Here is a 20,082-nt window from a genome sequence, read left to right as displayed (position 1 = left end):
TCTTAGCGGTATGACAAAACACAATGAGGTTCCCTCTGTTTTTCGTCTTCCAACAGGCGAACAGTTTTATGCTATCAGCTTTTTCTTCTGTTGAGGATTAGCCAGTCATTTAGAAACCTCATTGGCGATTTATAGCCTAACGTTGAGTGCTGCCGTTTCCGGTTGTAAAGTACCTCGATGTACTCGAAGCTCATGGCAGCCATCTCTGCGCGTGTTTCATAACGCAGTCCATGTACTCGCTCGTTCTTGAAGCTATTGAACCAACTTTCGGTTGGGGCATTATCCCAACAATTACCTTTACGGCTCATTGAGCAGATCATGCCGTATTTCTTGAGCCTTCTCTGAAATTCTTTGCTGGCATATTGGCTACCCCGATCTGAGTGGTGCATCAATCCTGCTGCAGGTTTCTTGCGAAACCATGCCATCGTTGCATCTGTAACGATGTCTGCAGTCATGCGCGGTTTCAGCGACCAGCCAACCACCTCACGGTTAAACAGATCAAGCACGATAGCCAGATATAGCCAGCCCTCATCTGTCCATAGGTAAGTGAAGTCGAACGTCCAGACCTGATTAGGCGCGACTGGGTTGAAATTCCGATCCAGCAGATTCGGTGCAATCGGCAGATTGTGCCTGGAGTCCGTCGTTATCTTGTAGCGCCGCTTGTGCCTTGCACGAATGCCGTTCTCTCGCATTAGACGTTCAACCCGCTTCTTGGAAGCTGGAAACCCACGGTCACGCAATTCTCTGACCATTCTCGGACTACCGTAGATCCCCTTGAGTTCGGCATGAATAGATTGGATCAGCGTCAGCATTTGAACGTCGGTGATGCGTTTGCGATCCGGTTTGCCACCACGCTTCCACGACCGGTATCCGCTCACGCTGACATCTAATATCGTACACATCTCGGCGAGAGAAAACTCCCGTTGCTTATCAATCCAGGCGTACTTCACACAACATCTCTCGCGAAGTACGCCGTTGCTTTTTTTAGGATCTCACACTCCCGTTTCAGCCTTACGTTCTCAGCACGTAACCGGGATAGATCCATTTGTTCCGGTGTGACAACCTTGGTACCCTTACCGTTAAGTTTGCCTGCCTCCGCCAACTTTACCCAGTTGCGCAGTGTTTGTTCTACCAGTCCCAGTTCCTTCGCTACCAGAACAATCGACTTTCCCATCTTCACTTGCTTGACCGCTTGCTCCTTGAACTCGGTCGTGTATTCCTGCTTCGGTATCTTCTTCATCGTCTTCCTCTCAATAGTAACGTTAATTGTACGTCACCCTTGGAAGACTATTTTTCGGGGGAAGCTCACAATATTTGATAACTGATACTATAAGCTGTTTAATTTTAAGTAACCTGATTCTTCTAATATGGTGGCTTTTATTTCTTGTTGCATCGCTTAATCTTGAAGTGCAATGAAGTGCAATCGCAACAATAGCTGAATTACCAGGGAACCAATGAAGATCAGATAACTCTAATTAAATATAAATCGACTCTCCTTTAGCTTGATTTAACCGCATCAATCAGTGCTTATAGAAAATTTGCATAGTCGGATGGTTGAATAGAATCCTTTGCCAGCGCTCTTCAGATGCTGGCTTTTTATTGTTTGTTGTTTCTCTGTATACCTCCAAACTCAGGAAAAAATGGAATTACATTTTAAAATGTGAGTAACTTATACTTCACAAGTATAAATATCCTTAGGAATGAATAGTTTCAAACGATGGTATGAACCCTATCCTCTGATAATATAAATGTTTTAAACCATTTAATACTCAACTGGAGGGTTTATATCGTGGCACTAGTTAATTGCAAGGGATGCGGCCATAAGCCACGACGAACCGGCCTATTGACTTTGTTTGTTACAATCTTTGTTGCTATACCTCTCTTTGTTGGAAACTACATAAAATCATCAAATCAGACGATCACACCTGCAACACCAGAGACCCTAGAACAAACCTCAACCAAGGAAAAAAAAGACTAACAGGTCCTTGAAAAACGTATTCGAGGCAGCCGACACAAGTCAAAAACTGGCAAAAGAATGCAGTTTATACATGATATGATAAACGAGCATTTTGAGCCTATTCTTAACCCCGCAACGGCAATGCAGATAATTTTCAACGGACAGCTAATATAGGAATCAATTTTTATCTACCTTTGTATAGCGATAAGGTACCTCATTCAGAGCTTCTCTTAGCCGATCTTGGTATAAGTTCAATTGTTTCCTATAGTTCCGACTGTTATCACCGACGCAACTTTCTCTTTTATAACAATCTTCTTGGTGTTATAATTTAAAGCTTTTGTTGCGCCCTGTTGCTGGGTGTGGGGCAAATTAGAATTCAATTGTATTATTTTATATAACTAACCAAAGGGTTTTGCTTATTTATGACGACGATCAAGCTTAAGGAAAATGAGCCATTTGAAGTTGCTATGCGACGCTTTAAACGTTCCATTGAGAAAACAGGAATACTGACAGAATTACGCGCTCGTGAGTTTTATGAGAAACCAACTGCGGAACGTAAGCGGAAACTGGCAGCGGCTGTAAAACGTAACTACAAGCGTTTGCGAAGTCAATTGTTGCCTCCTAAGCTTTATTAAGTCACAGTAAATAGAAGCAATATAAATTTGAATGCAGCTTAATGCTATTTTCGAGTATTCTCGGAATGATCAACTAACAACCCCTTGTGTCAATGCACTATGAGTCTGAAGCAGAGAATTACTGAGGACATGAAAGCGGCTATGCGCTCGGGTGATACCAAGCAGCGCGATACTATTCGCTTATTACAAGCCGCTATCAAACAGCGTGAAGTTGATGAGCGCATCGTGCTTGATGACGCTGCAGTGATTGCGGTTATTGAAAAAATGCTCAAGCAACGGAAAGATTCTATCGCGCAGTATGAAGCTGCGCAGCGGTTGGATCTGGCCAATATTGAAAAAGATGAAGTCTCTTTATTAAGTGCATATATGCCGCAAGCGCTTGATGATTCTGAAATAGACGCGTTGATTACCGAAGCGATTTCAGAAACAGGAGCAAAAGGCATGCAGGATATGGGCAAAGTTATGGCCATTTTAAAACCGAAACTTGCTGGGCGCGCGGATATGGCTAAAGTGTCAGCGCTGATTAAAGGAAAAATATCAGCCTGAGATTACCCAACTACTTTGGGATTGTTTTTTTAAACGAAGCCATAGTTGATGTAATTTATTTATACTTGAAGCTGGGTGTTATTGATTGCTTTCGGTAAATGATTCCTCAGCCTTTTATATATGACTTGCTCAATCGTGTAGATATTGTTGATGCGATTGATCGTCATGTTCCACTCAAAAAAGCAGGTGCAAACTTTGTTGCTTGCTGCCCTTTTCACAGTGAAAAAACTCCTTCATTTACTGTCAGCCAGACTAAACAGTTTTATCATTGCTTTGGTTGTGGGGCTCACGGGAATGCGATTAGTTTTTTGATTGAATATAGCGGATTGAGCTTTGTTGAGGCCGTGCATGATCTCGCTGCTTATGTTGGAATGCAGGTGCCTGAGCAGCAGACGGATGCGCCTTCCAAACAAACCGCTCCGGATGATTTATCACAATATCCAGCAAACGGCCTGGGCAGCAGTGATCCGGAAATATCGCCGCAGGATCTGTTAAGTGCGCTGCAAGTCGCCACCCGCTTCTATCGGGAGCAGCTCAAGATTTCAGAAAAAGCCATTGCCTATCTCAAAAAACGCGGCTTATCGGGAAAGACAGCGGCAAGATTTGCCATTGGTTATGCACCTGCTGGCTGGCAAAATCTCGAAACCGTTTTTTCTGATTATAAATCCGAGAGAACCCGGAAAATATTGCTGCTAGCCGGATTGGTAGTAATCAACGACGAAGCCAAGCAATATGATCGATTCAGGGATCGTATTATGTTTCCGATTCTGAATCAAAAAGGTCAAATAATTGGCTTTGGCGGCCGCGTATTAGCGCAGGAAGAACCGAAATATCTAAATTCTCCGGAAACGGCTTTATTTGAGAAGGGACGGGAGTTATACAACTTTTTTTCTGCACGGCGCGCCATTCGTGAAGCGAATTGTGTGATTGTTGTAGAAGGGTATATGGATGTCATCGCACTCTCACAGTACGGAATCGATTATGCAGTGGCTGCATTAGGTACAGCTACCACCAGCTTCCATATACAAAAACTTTTACGTCAGACGGATAATATTATTTTTTGTTTTGATGGCGATAAAGCAGGCAGAAAAGCAGCCTGGCGTGCGCTTGAGAATAGTTTGGCACTACTTTCAGATGGAAAGTATCTGAGTTTTCTTTTTTTGCCCGAAGGAGCCGACCCAGACAGTTATGTGAATCAGTATGGAAAAGAATCCTTTGAACAGCAGCTTAAACAAGCAATACCCTTGTCGGAATTTTTATTTAGAGAATTATGTTCGGGGGCAAACCTTCAAACCAGCGAAGGCCGTGCCAAGTTAGTCAGTGATGCGAAACCGCTATTGCAGCAAGTAGCAGCGCCAGCACTATCTGTGATGCTGGTAAGACGCTTGGGAGAATTGAGCGGGATTAATCAAGGCGAATTAGAGGGATTGTTGCAAATAAAACGCGCACCCAGAACTCATTCGGTAAAGAATACTTCAAGAAAACAACCAATTACTCCTTATCGACGATTAGTTAGGATGCTATTATATAGCCCGAGCCATATCGCTAAACTAGATAGATATTTACTTGTCCAATCTAGTGAAAATAATGAAGAAGTTGCTGCGTTAAATGCTCTTGTTGATTTTCTTGATACGCACCCACATTTGATTGTAAGTAAATCCGCGCATTCAATACTGACTTATTTACAAAATAGCCCATATAGAGCATTACTGGAAGATATTGAAAGTGAGACGTTGGAATGGGACAGTGCAATTGATTTAGAAGAAGAGTTTTTCGAAGTGTTAGAAAAATTACAGCAAGCTCAACGTAAGAAACGTATGACTGAATTACATAGCAAATCTTTGGATAGATTAACCGACGAAGAGAAGCGAGAGCTCCAACGATTGGCTATGAAATGAAATCAGCTAAAGGTGTCAGTAATATCGAATTTTGATATAATCGAACACTTTCAGCTTTTAATTTATCCAATATTATTGGGAATCCAATATGCCAAAGACAAAAGCGGTCGAGTCAAAAGAAAAAGATAATGAAGTTACAAATAAATTAACAATTAAAAAAGTAAAAAATACCAATAAAGACATGGTAGAAAAAGAAGGGCCTAATAAATTAGTAGCTAAAACTGAAAAAAAGGCAAACGAAAAAACAACCAGAGAAGATACTGCTGATACAAAAGTATCCGTTAAAGCAGCTTATGCTGCTGCCGAGATTTCTCAAGCACTCATTGGAGAAAATGATATGGAATCCAGTGATGGCAAGAAAACCAGAGGTAGAACGCCAAAAAAGAATAAAGCAACATCCGGAATAGATCAAGCAATTGATGTAGGAGCGGTTTCTGTTATCGAGAGTGGTAATTCACTGCCACAAGATATCGAAGCACGTCGCATGCGCCTGAAAATGCTTATCGGATTGGGCAAAGAGCGCGGGTACCTGACCTATGCCGAAATCAATGATCATTTGCCTGATGATATGCTGGATGCGGAGCAGATAGAAGGCATCATCAGCATGATCAATGATATGGGTATATCTGTGCATGATGAAGCACCGGATGCCGAAACATTGCTGATGTCGGATGCAGCAACAACTGTCGCTGATGAGGATGTGGCGGAAGAAGCTGAAGCGGCGCTCTCTACTGTGGATTCTGAGTTTGGACGTACAACCGATCCTGTCCGCATGTATATGCGGGAAATGGGCTCAGTTGGTTTGCTAACGCGCGAAAGCGAAATTGAAATTGCAAAACGTATTGAAGGTGGTCTGCGCCATATGATTCAGGCAATTTCTGCCTGTCCTCCGATCATTGCAAGAATTGTAGATCTGGCTACTGAAGTTGAAAAAGATATTATACGTATTGATGAAGTTGTTGATGGACTGCTGGATGCAAACGCTCAGGATATTATTAATGAAGAGTTTTCTGAAGAATCATTAGAGCAAGAATTAGCTGCCAGTGATCTCGGCGATGAAGATGAAGATGAAGATGGAGACAGCGCAGCTATTGCCAGCGCAGATTTATTGAAATTAAAAGCTGATGCACTGGAACGTTTCTCAGTTATTCGTGAAATATATTCCGAGATGCAAAACCTCCTTGAAAAGAATGGGCCATATCATCAGGAATATGTTGAGTTACAGGATAAAATTTCATCCGAATTGATGGCTATCCGCTTCTCAGCAAAAATGGTGGAGAAGCTTTGTGATACTCAGCGCGAATTAGTCGGCGATGTACGTAACTATGAGCGCAAAATAATGGATTTATGCGTTTCCAAAGCAAAAATGCCAAGAAACCATTTCATTAAGACTTTCCCCGGAAATGAAACAAACCTTGAGTGGGTAAAGCAAGAAATAGAAGCTGGAAAACCCTATAGTCAAGCACTCGAGCACTATAGACCTTCAATTCTGGAAGAACAGCAGAATCTATTGGCGCTCAAAAATAAGATTGGTATCCCAATCAAGGATTTGAAAGAAATCAATCGTAAAATGTCGACTGGTGAAGCAAAAGCGCGCCGAGCCAAGCGCGAGATGACCGAAGCAAATTTACGTTTAGTGATCTCTATTGCCAAGAAATATACCAATCGAGGATTGCAATTTCTTGATTTGATTCAAGAGGGAAATATTGGCTTAATGAAAGCGGTCGATAAATTCGAATACCGGCGCGGCTATAAGTTTTCAACTTACGCAACCTGGTGGATTCGTCAAGCGATTACCCGATCTATTGCCGATCAGGCACGCACTATCCGGATACCGGTGCATATGATCGAAACAATCAATAAAATGAATCGCATCTCACGCCAGATTCTGCAGGAAACCGGACAAGAACCGGAACCGGCTATTCTGGCGCAGAAAATGGAAATGCCCGAAGAAAAGATTCGCAAAATTCTTAAAATCTCCAAAGAGCCAATTTCTATGGAAACGCCGATTGGGGATGATGAAGATTCGCATCTTGGCGACTTCATCGAGGATGCGGCAACGATGGCACCAGCCGATGCAGCAGTTTATGCTAGCTTACGTGGCGTAACAAAGGATATACTTGACTCTTTGACGCCGCGCGAAGCCAAAGTACTACGTATGCGTTTCGGCATTGAGATGAATACTGATCATACTTTGGAAGAAGTAGGAAAACAGTTCGATGTCACACGTGAGCGCATTCGTCAGATTGAAGCCAAAGCATTACGCAAGTTACGCCATCCAGCGCGTTCTGAGCGTTTACGCAGTTTCCTGGATACTGGTAATAACTAAAACAATAATTAGGGGTCTGTAGCTCAGTTGGTTAGAGCAGGGGACTCATAATCCCTTGGTCGCTGGTTCGAGTCCAGCCAGACCCACCAACAAATCAAGCACTTAGTGGCTTAAAACCTTAAGTGCTTTTTCTTATGTGTTTTTCGTGTAAGGCTGATGTAAGGAAATCCGATTAATACTAAGCAACCGCATAGGCATCCAACCTCCACATCAGGTTTGCTACAAGCAATTAAATAAATCACTTAGTGACTAGAAATTCTAAGTGCTTTTTCTTTCCTAAATAATGTCACCGATATGTCACTGCGATAAATCAACAGTCTGACATGCTTCTGGCCGGGCTGGGGTTTGTTGGAGCTATGAGGGCGTGGTAGTAACACAACAAAGGTGTAAACTATATCGGTTTATGTACGTTAATACACACATCATACTATTCAAAGTAGTATAAGATGTGGTGTCACTTATTGACGTAGTTGTCAATATAATTGATAATTTATAAGTTGTTGATGTTAAGAAAGATGTAAATAGTTAAATACGTAATCGAATCTATATGTAGGGAGCAAAAATGGATGCAACAAATGAATTGACATTAGATGCCGTTCAAAAAAAACTTACTGAAAAAGGTGTTAAAGACGTCAAGTTTTTTCTTACTAATGCGGTTGGGTCAACCCCAAAAAGTGTCTTAGAGAAAGAAGTAACATATCTTCTAAGCACTTATTTAGATGGATACAAAACGAAGTTAGGACTGTTAGGTGATACTCCGGACAGGCTTAATCCACAATAACAGTTTATTTCATAGCCTCAGCTATGAATTCCCTTTATGCTAATTAGTGCTGAGTTTCTAAAAAACACAATAGATACGGTAAAGCATGTAAATGAACTTTATAATTTATACGCCATAGATTCAAGAACGAATGTAAAGTCTACTGATTATCTAAGATTGGTTTGTAGTGGGAATCTTGAAAAGAATATTGAATTTTATTGTCATCCCAATCCCGCAAGTGATGATAGCGGTATAAAAGGATTTTATTTTTCCAGAGCCGATGGATCTTATGAAATAGCACTGCTTTCCGGTTTAAATTTCTGTTGGCAAAGGCTTGTATTATGCAAAGAAATATTCCATGTTATTTTAGATGAGGACAGAACAAGACATGAATCTGTTAATCAATTATTGGATGATTTGTCGGCGCAACTTATACTAGAAAATGGGGTCCGCAAACAGTCGGATATTCCGTTTCAAACAGAATTTATGGCAGAAATTGCAGCAATGGAATTCTTGTTCCCATACAAAGAAAGATTATTTAAAGTAAATAATGGCGCTCCAGATTTTGCACAAATAGCAGAACAGTATAAAGTTCCCAAAAGGTATGTGGAGATGTATCTGTCAGACTCTTACATGATCCCTTTAAAGGATTTCTGTTTAAACTAATATCACAGTAATGAGATTATAAACCCGCTTCGGCGGGTTTAGTTTGTGTGCTACTTCAAGTTATTTAGTGGTATATGTTCGGCCGCTATAAATATCTTCAACCATAAAAACAGCAAGCGAATGATTCATGCTCTTAGCTTTTTTCTCAGCATCATTTAAAGTTTTATGTGTGGATAAGAATTGTCCTTTCGCTCCTAGCCCGCAATGCTCGCGAAGCTTTAAGATATAACCATTGGGAAGAGTTTGTGAATTTAACATTTTGAATCCTTATTATGAAAATGATAGTAATTGATTAGAAAGTTGGGGGCTGCGTTTTGTGTTGTGTCCTGAGAATCTCCTGTCAAAAATTAAAAATAATCGTCTGTAGTTGATTATGTGGCGTTGTCTTCGCTCAATATCCGATTCAATGACGCGATCAATGAGGGGTAAATTTCGTCTCCTGGTTTCGCCATTAAACTTGCTGGAGCTGTGTAACGTCCCTCCGATTTAAGAAGATCATCAGCCGTTTCCATGTAAATCAAAAACAGTATGCTTTGAGCTCCAATCAATTGCTCTGGGGTAACTTTTACGCCTTGCTCTCTTAGCGCTGTAGCTAACCAGCCAATCTGAGAAAACCACAAGTTAGGGACAATTTTCCTTAAAGCCTTTGTAACGCCAGAGATTTCTTCGGCGCAGTAAACTTCATCTGATGCAATTGCACTTTTGTTAATCTGAGCTGATTGATATGGTTTCCCGCTATTGCCGCCGATCCTTGTGGATTTCATGCGAAACGGCTGTAAATTGCTTTTACGCCATGCAATCGCCAAATCCAGATCACGCGGCATGCCCTGCTTAATTAATCGGTTGGTCATTTGTACCGATATTCCCAAACCGCTCGCTAGATCAATCGTTTTCATTAAAATGTCGCCTTATAAGTAATTGTTAGAAACTTGAAACCAGAAACCAAAAACCAAGTTTAAAAAATCAGTAGCTAAAAAATTCACGAGGTGTTAATTACCCTCGCGCTCATACCCCCAGCAAGTACCTTAATACGAATGATTATCATTAGCATTAATATATCGTTTCATACTCCCCTCTCGCATGTTTCAAAAAGTATTCCATCGCATCAGGATCGTTCCGGCATTTGTTCAGCACGATGTCATGATCCTCTTCTGGTTCGCCAATCCTGAAAAGCCATGCCCGAATGGCTTCAATTTGCAATTGAATGACTGCCTGTTGTTGTGCTGTTGTTGCATTGGTTTTTGGCGTTTGTTGCATAGTCGTTGCGTAGGGCGTTGCAGCAAACCCCGCATCATTACTGGCGTTTCCATCATTTGTTGCATGATTTGTTGTGCCTAGTGTTGCGTGTTTCGGTGAATTTGTTGCGTTGTTGCATTCTCTAGGGCGTGCAACAGTGCAACACTTTTCTTCTGTGGAAACGACCGCTTGTTTTAGCAGGTTTCGTAAGCTCAAAATGCCGCTCCTTTTCGATTAATCATTCCCGCTTCTTGCGCCCTGCGGTAATGACGGTTCACTGTCGAACGATTAACTTCAAGCTCGCGCGCAATATCTGACTGACTCAAACCTTCATTAGCAAGATCGATAACGCGCTGATACGTGCTTCCTTCCAAGGTTGCCCAGCTCCACGAAGCGCAGCCGTCCGAATCTTCGTTCAAAATGACTTCCAGTCCTTCTGCGGCGTCTCCGTGCAAGTTCCGCGCTTTTGTGAACTCCATTTCAAATCGTGCGCCTTGCTTTGGGTCGTAATCGATCGGTCGGGATAGCTTGATTACACAATCAAGCAAATCTTCTTTTTTGCTTGTGCCCCGCTGCTGCCCGCCCTTGGCTGCATGGTGAACAATAAGCACAGCGATTCCTTGACGGCGCAGCGATAAAATCCAGCTCGCAAGCGGTAGCCAACTTTCTGCATCGTTTTCCGAACGTGAACCTCGCGCCCATGCGGACAGGTTATCTAGTACGATAAGTGCTGTATCTGTCTCAACCATCGAGTTAATAACGGATTGACCTTCTGCCGTTGCTAAATCCGGCATCGCGTCGTCCATGCTCATCAGATCGGGTGTAAACACGCGAAAATAACCGGGCTGCGGCTCTTTTTGTGGAAGGTGCGTTAAAAGCCGCTGCTGCATAACGGTACCGGGTAATTCGCCATCAAGATAAAGAACCTTTCGTGGTTGATCGGCTCCCCATGCTAAAAACTTTCCTCCCGTCGCCACTGCGTAACTGATCGCCAAAGCGAAGTGGGTTTTCCCAATGCCACGCGCCGCAAACAACATACAAAGGTCTTGAGAGTTTAGCCAGGGCGAAAGTAATGGTTGTCTTGGTTTAAATTTCATGTTTGCGAGCGTGTGTAGATCAACGGCTTTTAAAGCAGATGGCGTTCGTTTTGAATACGCATCTGTTATCGCGGCTTCCGCTTTTTCTCGTAGACTCATTTCGAGCTCTCCAAGTATGAAAGGCTGTCGTTAATTCGCAAAACTACTTCGGAAATAAATTGACTGTCGTCAGCGGATAAAGCATCAATCTGTCTCAGATAGCTGCTGATGATTAATAAGCGGGTCAAATCTGCGTGTATAGCTCGCAATAGCTGCCACGCTGAAAACCCGCTGCGTGCAGTTTTCTCATAGCGCGGATTATCGCTTGGCGGGAAAAGATCGGCAGGATTCAAGCCGATTGCGCCTGTGATTTCGTGGATATTGCAACCAGCGAAACAGTGAAGCAAAATTTGATTCTCCCGGCCTAAGCTAACCGCAAGGCTGCGGCCTTTTTTATCATCGTGGCTCGGACAGAACGCCAGAATGCCGCCGTTATCCCGTTTAACAACGCCTTTTAATCTGCTGATAATTTCAGTTAAATTGTCGTTAAAATGATTCGATTTTGTGCTAAGATTTAAGTGCATTCTTAATTGCTCCAAAGAAAATTTGGATGTTTAAAACCCCGGCGGTTTTGCATGGACACCGGGGTTTTTCTTCTTAAACTTCTAGGTCGCTCTCTTTTGTGAACTTCTCGGTGGCTATCCGCACTTCGTCTTCACTGATCCCTGGCAAGATTTGCGTCAAATTTTGTTCAACAAACCGGTGTACGCTGAACGTGTGATGATATTGACCGTTCGCTGCGAATGCGGCCATAGATGCTAAAAGCAAATCCCGAAACTGTTTGTTTTCCCTGATTTTTTGGAGACTCTCGTTGCTGATTTCGACACAGTAGTCCCGGCGGGCAATCCGTAGGTTTCCGGCCGCTGCTGCAATTTTGGGAGCAAGCTCATTTCTTGCAGCGTTGATTAATTCAACGCGTCGATTAGTGGTTGCAAGTTTCGCTTCCAATGTGTCGCAAAGCTTCTGGGCTGCGGTTACTTCTGCCTCGCTTGCCTGATCCATGATATGACGCTTCTCAATCGCGTCACGGTTCGCGGTAGCACCGTCAAGCTCTTGGCGCTGCGAAATTTGCTCGCGCTCAGCAGATACAAGTTTTGTGGAAAATGCGTCATCTTTTTGCTGAAGATTTACAAGGTCGTTTTTTGCGGTGGTCAGATTATTCATCATTACACGCCTCCGCTCAATAATTTAGCAATCGGCGCTACCGGCCATAGAAGCCGGTTGCCAATTTTGACTGGCTTGATTCCGTAACATTCACCGGTTAAACAATAGCCTTTTCTTAATGTTTGCGGCTTTTTGCCTGTTGCGTGTGCGAACTCATCCGTTAAGATGTGGTCGCGTCCGGCGGCGATCTTGGCAAGCTGATCTGGTATTGAATTATTTTGCATCATCATTTCTCCAATTGAAGAAATTCGCCTTGGCGGGATTGCCGTAGCGGCGAATTGATGCAAATTTACAGGCTTAGACTGAAAGGAAAAACGAATATAAAAATGTTTAATTGCGGGAAATTAAGGAGCGATGGTAGCTTAGCTAACTAGTTCTTTAAAACAATCATCCAGTGATGTTGGTGGGGATATTCTGATTTTTCTTCTTTCACCAGAAGGAAACAGACTTAAATAAGAATCTAAGTGTTTTTGTTTTTTTTCATCGCTCCACAAAACCATACTTTGTGCAGCATTTCTTTTGGCTTCTTTATAAATTTTGGAATATGTTGAGTTTCTTTTTTCCCAAATATTTTTCTTAATGGTATCCAATGTTATTGCATCACATGCCTCTGAGTCGCCGTTCTTTCGGCCTGAGTTATTAGGTTTTAGCCATCGATATTTTTTGGGGTTTGCTCTATATTGTTTGCACAGCCATAAATAAGCCGCTTCAGCCGCGTGTGTCCCATTTAATCCAAGCGCAATTAGCTTTTCCATAATATTGAATATGATTAAGGCGCGGCTTTCAGTCCATGTATTTGTTAGAACCGAAGTATGCCCGCTACATCCCGGCTTAAGCCCAAAAATATCATCAAGCCCCTTTCCTTTTCTGCCGTCATGCTTCCCCCATTCTACAAACCCTTTCTCAATAGCGTCTAGTATCACTTCGGGTATTGGCAAGCCATTAGCGCGGGCCCAGCAAAACACCTGCATTGCATAAGGAAAAAAACCTGTTTCGGTAAATTTATCGGTGTATATTTCGATATTATTCAAAACTTCAAAACGATCCATACGCACCCCTTTCAGCTTCCTTTGCTTGATCCAGTCACGCAACGCATCATCGATGCACGGATAGCTTCAAACCTGCTGCATTGATTACAGCAAGAAGGGTTTTTATAGTTGGGTTTCCTTTGGTGGATAATGCCCGATAAAGGCTTTCTCTCGGGATTCCTGCGCGTTCTGCTACGGTAGCCATGCCTTGCGCTTCCGCGATATGACGCAACGCCGCCAATAAAGCTTCGCGTCCTCCAGGTTGATTTGCTTCATCAAGTGCAGCGGTAAGGTATTCATCAGCAAAAGCCGGATCATTTTGCAGCAATTCCACTACAACTTCATCATGTGGGCGGGATGATTTAATCATGCTTTATTTTTCCTCTTCCAGTTATTCCAATATTCAAGAGCGGTTTCAATGTCAGCTTGCTGTCTCCGCTTATCGCCACCTGCTAGGATTAAAATCAGTTTTTCTCCGGCTTTGGCGTAATACACCCGATAGCCTGCGCCATGATCTATTCGCAATTCCCAGATACCTTCGGCAATCGGTTTGCAATCCCCAAAGTTTCCGGCTGCTAGTCGTTGTATTCGCACCAAGATACGCGCTCTGGCTTGTCGATCTGACAAGTTTTCCAGCCACTTCTTAAAAGGATCATAGCCATCATCAGAAATGTAATCGGAAACTTTGAACATTCTGTGAATTATAAGTTACATCCTGACAAATACAAGTACTATTACTTCACTCTATGAAGCGCGGTTATTGTTGGCGAGAAATCGATCCCGGCTTGCTCTAATATCCATAACTCAATCTTGACATGCCACATCCGCAACAGATCAAGCGGGCGGCGTATGTAGTGCTTCTCCCTTACCCCTTGCGGCTTGTGTCCTTGAATCTGCGCGGCTATCCCGGCAGGCGTCTCTATCCATTCGCACAGGCTCGCAAATGATCGCCGTAACCCGTGTAATGTCACATCCAAGCCAGCAATAGCGCACGCCTTATCATGAGCAATACGCGGCTCGACTAAGTGCCCGCTTGCTGAAGTCAGGCTACTGAATACCCATTCATTACGGCGTGGTAAGGCAATCATCAGGTGTGCTGTATACGGGGTTAATGGAATCACCCGTAATCCTTCGATCTTGTCTCTGATGGTCAAAGTGCTCCATTGAAAATCTACATCTTCCCATCGAACAGAAATTAACTCATTAGGACGTGCGCCAGTTAGTAGCAAGGCTTGCAGATATGCAGATATAACAGGATTTTGAATTTGTTTGACTGCACTAAACCATGCGGGCAGCTGTTCACGCTGCAATGCGTCATTTTTGGCAATAGGTTTGCCTAAATGCTTCTTAATTTCTTTATTCTGCGCGGCGTTATTCGTAACAATTCCACCGTAGACAGGATGCGCTATACACCAATTCAGAAATGTGCTTAATAGTGTTCTGGCATTACGGGCGCGAGCCGGTCTTTTCATCCCCTCTACTTTCGCCCATGCTGTTATACGCTCAGTGGTCAAATCAATAAGCCGAATCTCCGCCAGCGATGCAAGTGTACCCGGCTCAGTTAGTTTTTTACTTCGTGTTCTTTGCTCCCCTCCTGATTGCATAGAGCGTATATGGTCATGCAAGTGAAGCGCTCCCCATGTAGATTTCATAGCTGAAACATATTCAGCCCATGCCATGCCTACTGTCACAGTTTCGCGCGCTTCCTGCGCTTTCTTGGCAATGGTGGCGGCTTCCTTCGCGGCGGCTTGATCGGCTTTTACTTGGCGCGGATCTATGCCTTGATTGACCATTACCTTAAGCCGTGCTGCTTCGTCCTGTGCTTTAGCAAGCGTCCACGATCGAACATTGCCAATAGTAAGGCGTAGGGTTTTGCCATGCAATTCGGTTTGGAATATGTAAGACTTTGCGCCGCTGGCTGTGACTCGCAGTCCTAAGCCGGGTGTTTTTCCATCCCAAAAGATAGATTGCTTTGCGCCCGGTTTGCACTTGAACGATGCGACACGCTCAGAAGTGAAGTTATCCCATTTCATTTTTGACTATTTCCCGTGTAAGGCTGGTGTAAGGAAATAATATCAAAATAGTGGAATGTAGATCAACACCAATAATAAGTGATATTATTTAAGTTACTTGTTTTGAAAGAAATCATATGATTTTATGAATAGCAATCAACACTAAGAAATGTATATTTTCGGGGACTCATAATCCCTTGGTCGATGGTTCGAGTCCAGCCAGACCCACCAACAAATCAAGCACTTAGAGATAAAATTTCTAAGTGCTTTTTCTTTTTAATAAATCATCTCCGCTCGCCCTGCGAAAAGACCATGGGTAATTGCAAGTTAAAGAATATGACCAGTTACATCAGTGCATGGTTTTTGGTTTTATTTGACCGTAATGCGGGACATGGCTTGCGGCAATGGTTTTGTATTATTTCTTTTTTCGGGATGAATCGACTCCGTTCTGCGCTTCGAAGAGCTACATGAAGTGAAGCTTAATCAATAAAATTGAAAATGATACTGATTGGATGATTTCCATACGCCCCTGCTGGCCGATATCCCTATTGCCTTGCCATTCATAGATGGCACCATTGCCACTCTCAGTGCCACGATAATTCCTCTGAATTTCCGGATCTATTTTTTCCCAAGGCGACCATGCTTCCCATTGATGAAAATCGTTAATATGAGGAAATATTTTATCTGGCGATGCACTGATACTGATTGAACGCTCAATGCGGAAAGTATCCGGCTGCATTGCAGCGTAGGTAAGAATTATTACGATGAGAGTGATACTGATAAAAGCGATTTTTTTGTACATAATTCCTACAGTGAATTTATCAAATGAACCTTATCTCGCATTCCATTTCCGCTTAATCTCAATTAGTCTTTCGTCTGAATTCAGGCTCTCATCCGCCTCGCATATGCGCTGAATATATTTTTCTATATCCCATGGCCAATCTTTAACATTATCTGGTAGAACTTTATGCAAGAGAGTCAGGGTTTCGGAAGGATATAAATCTACAATTTTTTCTTTGGATTCCTTAAGGTGCGGGAGCATAAGATGGTTGCGACCAATAGGAGTCAATAAAAGTTGGATAACTTCAACTCTTTCTTGAAAACACTCAGCATTTGAAAAGGCAAGGGCAAATAACTTTGCAGAAACAGTTGGAGTCCTAACTGATATTTGACGCGGCCAAAGATCTCTAAGGAACGGTAGCAACATTCCTGACCATTTATAATCTGAATCGTTTTCTTTAGTAGACCATTCTTTGATTATTTCCAAAATATGGCAACGAAAACTATCATCTGTATGCACTAGAACATCTCGTATTTCATTATCCGATACCAAGCGCTCTTGAGTTTCCTTATTTTTAGTTCCCCATCCTGCAAGAATTATTGCTGCAAGTACTCGGCTGTATTCTTGCTTCGCTAAACTTTTTTCCTTCGCAATCGCGAGAAAATTTGGCTTCATTCGTATATACAGTTTCTGATCGGGCGTTTTTGTACGCCAAAAGAATCCATCCCAGAAAGCATCACAATTATCTGTATCATTGCTATTGAGTACTGAAAGCAAATTTATCTCACTCCAGCTTGGATCGATATGATTAAACCAATCAATATGGTAGCAAAAAATTGCAATGGCATGGCAGCGCATATCGCCATCCAATGACAGCAGTTTCTCCACGTATGCTAACCATTGAGGGGGAAAACCAGCATCTGCTTTCTTCGGATCGTTAAGAAGGGCTTGGGCTACTTTACCTACAGGGGCATTGAGTGCCGTCAATCTCCAACCTGGATTTTTACTACTTCGAACAATTGAGGTATTACCGGCATTCGGCTGTGATCGAAAAATATCAATAAATTTAGATATCACTTTATAGAACGACTTAGGATACCTTAGTGCCAGTTGTTCACTTGTTTTTAAAAGCCAATCTGATGCAGAGTAGATAAAATCAGCAACATTTTTATCTTCATAGCGGGAGATGCGTTCCGCAATAAGTGTTGAAAGCTTCGGTTTGTCTTTTCCCCGTGTTTCAGAATTTAGAAATGTCTTCCATGCCCATTTGGGGTATTCATTGCGCGAGCTGCGTGACTGAGTGCTCGGAAAGCGAGAGTTGGTCGTTGCTTGGATAATCCAGAAAATGGATTTTTCTCCACTAAAAAATCATCAGTCCTCTCGTTTAATTCAAGGGTTTTGGAAAGTATAGAGTCTAGCGGTTCGTATAGAAGCAATGAATGTTCAGTATCCGTTCTGACATAACCAACGCTGCCTCCTACTAACGATTCAGCTGCTTTCATTGCGCACTCTGGTTTCCAGTTGGTTGCAATCTGACGTAGTTCGTTAGATTCGATTTCTAAATTAAAAGAAAAATCACAGTTATTGTTTTTTAGCCATGTAATACGATTTAAAGTTTGCTGAGCTCTTCTTTCTTCAAACTCATTGTCATCTTCTTCGATATCGTATTTTGTTGGGCCTTTGAGTAATCGCTTTTCGATTTCTTTGTGTGTATCAGGCTGCAATTCATGCCAACGCTTGGCCAGAACCAATAAGAAATCTCTTTGGTGATAGATATCCCAGAAAGCCGTATCATTCAAACCCATGACAATCTGGCCAACTATTTGCGGTGAAGTTAACCCACTTTTCCCACAAGCCCAGATCCTTAGTCTACTGAAAATTGTGTCATCAGTAGTCGGCCAAGCAACAAATTCCTGATGTGCTGTATCAGAGTCAATTTCTATCAATCTTTCGAAAAGGTGTGCAAAAAAGATAACAGTTCCAGAAAGCCCGTGCGTACGTTCGTAGTTATCTTCGTTTGGTTTCTCATAGGGAATAATAGGATTGACAATACTTAATCCAATGCTACCGAGCTCAGTCTCCAGTTGAAGCGCATATTCAAGATTTTTGCGTAATTCGCACACTATCGGCGAAAGCCATTCATTTGGAATATTTGCATCATTGGGTATCTCTGGATAGTGAATTTCCAAATTAAGTAGCTCATTTATTTCTGCATTTTTATTTTCTAGAGGAGGTATAGGATTATTCCAAAAAGATTGCTTGATACTCAGATAAGCTCTATGGATTGCTGCAAATTTTCTGACAATACTATTATCCCATCCCTCTTTGTTAATTATATCTACTAGGTCATACCAATCTTGTTGATAGTCATAAATCTTGTGCTCCCAGGATTCAAACAAGTATCGCCATGATTTACGAATTGCGAGTGAAGTATCATTCTTAGAATCGTTTATTTGATATTTTATTTTCTGTTGAATATCAGGGTGTAAACCAGCTCTGTTTGCTGCCCACCATATTGAAGCGGATTGATTGGCGACCTTGCTGATCCATGCGCCAATCTGATACATGCGTGGTGGGAGAACGGCGGCATTAATTGCCCAGTGTCCATGAATAGCTGCAAGATTATTTTCGCTAAGATTCTGATGATCTAATCTGTTTGCAATAAATGCATCCCATGCATCTGCAGGTACCTCACGTTTAGCAGAATAATCGTCTGGATCATATTTGTTTGGTGTGATATCTAAATCCAATCCGTACAGATCGAATGGATCGACAAATTGTCTTTGTGAACCCAATCGGCCGATATACCCAGGTTTGGCGTACCGGCGATATGGATCAAAAACACAAAGCCATTCGGCTGGAGGGGATGGATCGCTTTCAGAAAATCTTCGCGCTCCTTCAAGGGTTGAAATAATATGCCCGACTTGGCCCCTTTCATAAGGTTGCAAGCTTTCCGGTCTACTTCTGGCGAGATTCATGATTGATTGATGCCATTTTTCTGGATCTTTAGCTCTTACTGACCATGCTTCCAAGGTGTTCCATAATGCGCAATGACTATTATTTGCATCTGAGTAAGTGATAGCTTCAACACCTTTATGACGCCATCTTGCAGCGGCTGCATCTGTTACTCCCGACTGAAAAGCGTATACGCCACTCAGTTGGCTTGCTTTCTTATTCAGGGCTTCCAGAAGATATTGTATGGGCGGGTCATCTGCAGAATAGCCAATGAAGACGACGATATATCCATCAAGAATGTTCTTGAAAAATGTGGTCGCCCATCCTTCCGATAGATACGCGCGGCCAAAATCGGAGCTGGAAAGAATGAAGCCGTCGCCATCTGAATCGCTATAGTCTTTGTTTGTGCAGCCGTGCAAATAAATGACTCCATCCATTTCATTGGGGCGTAATGGATCAGGCAAACCAGGCGGATGCCAAACTTTAAGATTTCTATTGCAGTCTTCGAACAAGCGGTCAAAATTTGTGGTAACAAGGCGAACTTTGTTATCTGCTGTAGTGGCCAAGTCAAGCAAGATATGATGTGCTGATAAGTCTATACCAAAGACCGGTTTTAATACTTCAGCAACAGCGGATTCAATATCACTAATTTCAAAGTCACGCTCAAGCAATCCAAAGACACGGTCTACCGAAATTAAACCGGCAATACCAGTGCGATCTTGTATTCTTTCTGCTTCAATGAGTATTTTATTTACGGGATCGTCTACAGGAACACCAAGTTTCTGTATGACTTTTTTAGCAAGGTTGAAAAAATTTGGTAGCCTTGCCCGTGCCATTGAAACACCAGCACCGCAAAAGAAGACTACCCGTCCTTCATCGCGAGCGATGAGTAATTCATCAGGTATGGAGGGGCCGCTTTCAATGAAGCGCATGTGAATTCAAAGTTTGAGGTTCTAGAATCTATTGAATTCTTCTGCGA

21 protein-coding genes and 1 tRNA gene are annotated in these 20,082 nt (G+C 42.5%); 7 read left to right on the top strand and 15 right to left on the bottom strand.

Features of this window, described 5'->3' with window-relative positions; genetic code table 11:
* Nucleotides 1-74: 74 nt before the first annotated feature.
* Nucleotides 75-1,240, bottom strand: a protein-coding gene (locus NIT79A3_RS01315) for an IS3 family transposase (RefSeq protein ID WP_156796967.1) whose coding sequence is annotated in 2 segments (ribosomal slippage) — nt 75-988 and nt 988-1,240 — 1,167 coding nt in all. Because the reading frame shifts where the segments join, the coding sequence is not laid out codon by codon here.
* A 1,139-nt stretch (nt 1,241-2,379) separates the two neighbouring features.
* On the opposite strand from NIT79A3_RS01315, the gene rpsU reads away from it, so the two are divergent.
* The 7 genes from rpsU (at nt 2,380) to NIT79A3_RS01275 (ending at nt 8,791) form a co-directional block, all read left to right on the top strand.
* Complete coding sequence (gene rpsU, locus NIT79A3_RS01305) at nt 2,380-2,592, top strand: 30S ribosomal protein S21 (protein ID WP_013964468.1); 213 nt, start codon at nt 2,380-2,382, stop codon at nt 2,590-2,592.
* A gap of 99 nt (nt 2,593-2,691) precedes the next feature.
* Nucleotides 2,692-3,138, top strand: coding sequence for a GatB/YqeY domain-containing protein (locus tag NIT79A3_RS01300; protein WP_013964467.1), 447 nt, complete (start codon nt 2,692-2,694; stop codon nt 3,136-3,138).
* Nucleotides 3,139-3,236: 98 nt separating this feature from the next.
* Nucleotides 3,237-5,036 (top strand): DNA primase, encoded by a 1,800-nt coding sequence (gene dnaG, locus NIT79A3_RS01295; protein WP_013964466.1) that lies wholly within the window; start codon nt 3,237-3,239, stop codon nt 5,034-5,036.
* A gap of 88 nt (nt 5,037-5,124) precedes the next feature.
* Nucleotides 5,125-7,365, top strand: coding sequence for an RNA polymerase sigma factor RpoD (gene rpoD / locus NIT79A3_RS01290; RefSeq protein ID WP_013964465.1), 2,241 nt, complete (start codon nt 5,125-5,127; stop codon nt 7,363-7,365).
* 12 nt (nt 7,366-7,377) lie between these two features.
* Nucleotides 7,378-7,454 (top strand) — tRNA-Ile (locus tag NIT79A3_RS01285).
* A gap of 473 nt (nt 7,455-7,927) precedes the next feature.
* Nucleotides 7,928-8,146, top strand: a complete 219-nt coding sequence (locus NIT79A3_RS01280) for a hypothetical protein (RefSeq protein ID WP_013964464.1) — start codon at nt 7,928-7,930, stop codon at nt 8,144-8,146.
* Nucleotides 8,147-8,182: 36 nt separating this feature from the next.
* Nucleotides 8,183-8,791, top strand: coding sequence for a hypothetical protein (locus tag NIT79A3_RS01275; protein WP_013964463.1), 609 nt, complete (start codon nt 8,183-8,185; stop codon nt 8,789-8,791).
* Between the two features lie 60 nt (nt 8,792-8,851).
* On the opposite strand, the gene NIT79A3_RS01270 is transcribed toward NIT79A3_RS01275, so the two are convergent.
* The 14 genes from NIT79A3_RS01270 to NIT79A3_RS01205 all read right to left on the bottom strand — a co-directional run bounded on the left by NIT79A3_RS01270 (nt 8,852) and on the right by NIT79A3_RS01205 (nt 20,035).
* On the bottom strand, nt 8,852-9,049 hold the full coding sequence (locus NIT79A3_RS01270; protein ID WP_013964462.1) for a hypothetical protein: 198 nt from the start codon (nt 9,047-9,049) through the stop codon (nt 8,852-8,854).
* Between the two features lie 113 nt (nt 9,050-9,162).
* Nucleotides 9,163-9,687: a hypothetical protein gene (locus NIT79A3_RS01265; protein WP_013964461.1), complete on the bottom strand. Its 525-nt coding sequence runs from the start codon at nt 9,685-9,687 to the stop codon at nt 9,163-9,165.
* A 154-nt stretch (nt 9,688-9,841) separates the two neighbouring features.
* A complete protein-coding gene (locus NIT79A3_RS01260) occupies nt 9,842-10,243 on the bottom strand; it encodes a hypothetical protein (protein WP_013964460.1) in 402 nt (133 codons plus the stop codon).
* Nucleotides 10,240-11,223, bottom strand: coding sequence for an AAA family ATPase (locus tag NIT79A3_RS01255; protein ID WP_013964459.1), 984 nt, complete (start codon nt 11,221-11,223; stop codon nt 10,240-10,242). Before NIT79A3_RS01255 ends, NIT79A3_RS01260 begins: the two co-directional genes overlap by 4 nt.
* Nucleotides 11,220-11,687 carry a hypothetical protein gene (locus tag NIT79A3_RS17640; protein ID WP_013964458.1) on the bottom strand — a complete coding sequence of 156 codons (468 nt, stop codon included), beginning with the start codon at nt 11,685-11,687 and terminating at the stop codon, nt 11,220-11,222. The genes NIT79A3_RS01255 and NIT79A3_RS17640 overlap by 4 nt, the downstream gene beginning before the upstream one ends.
* Before the next feature lie 73 nt (nt 11,688-11,760).
* Complete coding sequence (locus tag NIT79A3_RS01245; RefSeq protein WP_013964457.1) at nt 11,761-12,330, bottom strand: hypothetical protein; 570 nt, start codon at nt 12,328-12,330, stop codon at nt 11,761-11,763.
* A complete protein-coding gene (locus tag NIT79A3_RS01240; protein WP_156796966.1) occupies nt 12,330-12,551 on the bottom strand; it encodes a hypothetical protein in 222 nt (73 codons plus the stop codon). The genes NIT79A3_RS01245 and NIT79A3_RS01240 overlap by 1 nt, the downstream gene beginning before the upstream one ends.
* Nucleotides 12,552-12,689: 138 nt before the next feature.
* Nucleotides 12,690-13,376 (bottom strand): hypothetical protein, encoded by a 687-nt coding sequence (locus NIT79A3_RS01235; protein WP_013964455.1) that lies wholly within the window; start codon nt 13,374-13,376, stop codon nt 12,690-12,692.
* 46 nt (nt 13,377-13,422) lie between these two features.
* Entirely contained in the window at nt 13,423-13,725 is a 303-nt protein-coding gene (locus NIT79A3_RS01230; protein WP_013964454.1) for an addiction module antidote protein, read from the bottom strand.
* The gene (locus tag NIT79A3_RS01225; RefSeq protein ID WP_013964453.1) at nt 13,722-14,048 is read right to left on the bottom strand and encodes a type II toxin-antitoxin system RelE/ParE family toxin; all 327 of its coding nucleotides are present in this window, start codon (nt 14,046-14,048) and stop codon (nt 13,722-13,724) included. The genes NIT79A3_RS01230 and NIT79A3_RS01225 overlap by 4 nt, the downstream gene beginning before the upstream one ends.
* Nucleotides 14,049-14,089: 41 nt before the next feature.
* Nucleotides 14,090-15,388, bottom strand: coding sequence for an integrase family protein (locus tag NIT79A3_RS01220; RefSeq protein WP_013964452.1), 1,299 nt, complete (start codon nt 15,386-15,388; stop codon nt 14,090-14,092).
* Between the two features lie 442 nt (nt 15,389-15,830).
* Nucleotides 15,831-16,169, bottom strand: a complete 339-nt coding sequence (locus tag NIT79A3_RS01215; RefSeq protein ID WP_013964451.1) for an SRPBCC family protein — start codon at nt 16,167-16,169, stop codon at nt 15,831-15,833.
* Between the two features lie 30 nt (nt 16,170-16,199).
* The gene (locus NIT79A3_RS01210; protein ID WP_041360037.1) at nt 16,200-17,135 is read right to left on the bottom strand and encodes a hypothetical protein; all 936 of its coding nucleotides are present in this window, start codon (nt 17,133-17,135) and stop codon (nt 16,200-16,202) included.
* Between the two features lie 257 nt (nt 17,136-17,392).
* Nucleotides 17,393-20,035 carry an SIR2 family protein gene (locus tag NIT79A3_RS01205; RefSeq protein ID WP_041360035.1) on the bottom strand — a complete coding sequence of 881 codons (2,643 nt, stop codon included), beginning with the start codon at nt 20,033-20,035 and terminating at the stop codon, nt 17,393-17,395.
* Nucleotides 20,036-20,082 lie beyond the last annotated feature (47 nt).

This window comes from Nitrosomonas sp. Is79A3, assembly GCF_000219585.1.
Lineage (GTDB): Bacteria > Pseudomonadota > Gammaproteobacteria > Burkholderiales > Nitrosomonadaceae > Nitrosomonas.
Note: the sequence above shows the minus strand (reverse complement) of the source record. Positions and strands in the feature narration are given on the sequence as shown.

Coding starts and splice junctions, on each gene's coding strand:
- rpsU (WP_013964468.1), top strand. CDS start 2,380: ATGACGACGATCAAGCTTAAGGAAAATGAGCCATTTGAAGTTGCTATG.
- NIT79A3_RS01300 (WP_013964467.1), top strand. CDS start 2,692: ATGAGTCTGAAGCAGAGAATTACTGAGGACATGAAAGCGGCTATGCGC.
- dnaG (WP_013964466.1), top strand. CDS start 3,237: ATGATTCCTCAGCCTTTTATATATGACTTGCTCAATCGTGTAGATATT.
- rpoD (WP_013964465.1), top strand. CDS start 5,125: ATGCCAAAGACAAAAGCGGTCGAGTCAAAAGAAAAAGATAATGAAGTT.
- NIT79A3_RS01280 (WP_013964464.1), top strand. CDS start 7,928: ATGGATGCAACAAATGAATTGACATTAGATGCCGTTCAAAAAAAACTT.
- NIT79A3_RS01275 (WP_013964463.1), top strand. CDS start 8,183: ATGCTAATTAGTGCTGAGTTTCTAAAAAACACAATAGATACGGTAAAG.
- NIT79A3_RS01270 (WP_013964462.1), bottom strand. CDS start 9,049: ATGTTAAATTCACAAACTCTTCCCAATGGTTATATCTTAAAGCTTCGC.
- NIT79A3_RS01265 (WP_013964461.1), bottom strand. CDS start 9,687: ATGAAAACGATTGATCTAGCGAGCGGTTTGGGAATATCGGTACAAATG.
- NIT79A3_RS01255 (WP_013964459.1), bottom strand. CDS start 11,223: ATGAGTCTACGAGAAAAAGCGGAAGCCGCGATAACAGATGCGTATTCA.
- NIT79A3_RS17640 (WP_013964458.1), bottom strand. CDS start 11,687: ATGCACTTAAATCTTAGCACAAAATCGAATCATTTTAACGACAATTTA.
- NIT79A3_RS01245 (WP_013964457.1), bottom strand. CDS start 12,330: ATGATGAATAATCTGACCACCGCAAAAAACGACCTTGTAAATCTTCAG.
- NIT79A3_RS01240 (WP_156796966.1), bottom strand. CDS start 12,551: ATGCAAAATAATTCAATACCAGATCAGCTTGCCAAGATCGCCGCCGGA.
- NIT79A3_RS01235 (WP_013964455.1), bottom strand. CDS start 13,376: ATGGATCGTTTTGAAGTTTTGAATAATATCGAAATATACACCGATAAA.
- NIT79A3_RS01230 (WP_013964454.1), bottom strand. CDS start 13,725: ATGATTAAATCATCCCGCCCACATGATGAAGTTGTAGTGGAATTGCTG.
- NIT79A3_RS01225 (WP_013964453.1), bottom strand. CDS start 14,048: ATGTTCAAAGTTTCCGATTACATTTCTGATGATGGCTATGATCCTTTT.
- NIT79A3_RS01220 (WP_013964452.1), bottom strand. CDS start 15,388: ATGAAATGGGATAACTTCACTTCTGAGCGTGTCGCATCGTTCAAGTGC.
- NIT79A3_RS01215 (WP_013964451.1), bottom strand. CDS start 16,169: ATGTACAAAAAAATCGCTTTTATCAGTATCACTCTCATCGTAATAATT.
- NIT79A3_RS01205 (WP_041360035.1), bottom strand. CDS start 20,035: ATGCGCTTCATTGAAAGCGGCCCCTCCATACCTGATGAATTACTCATC.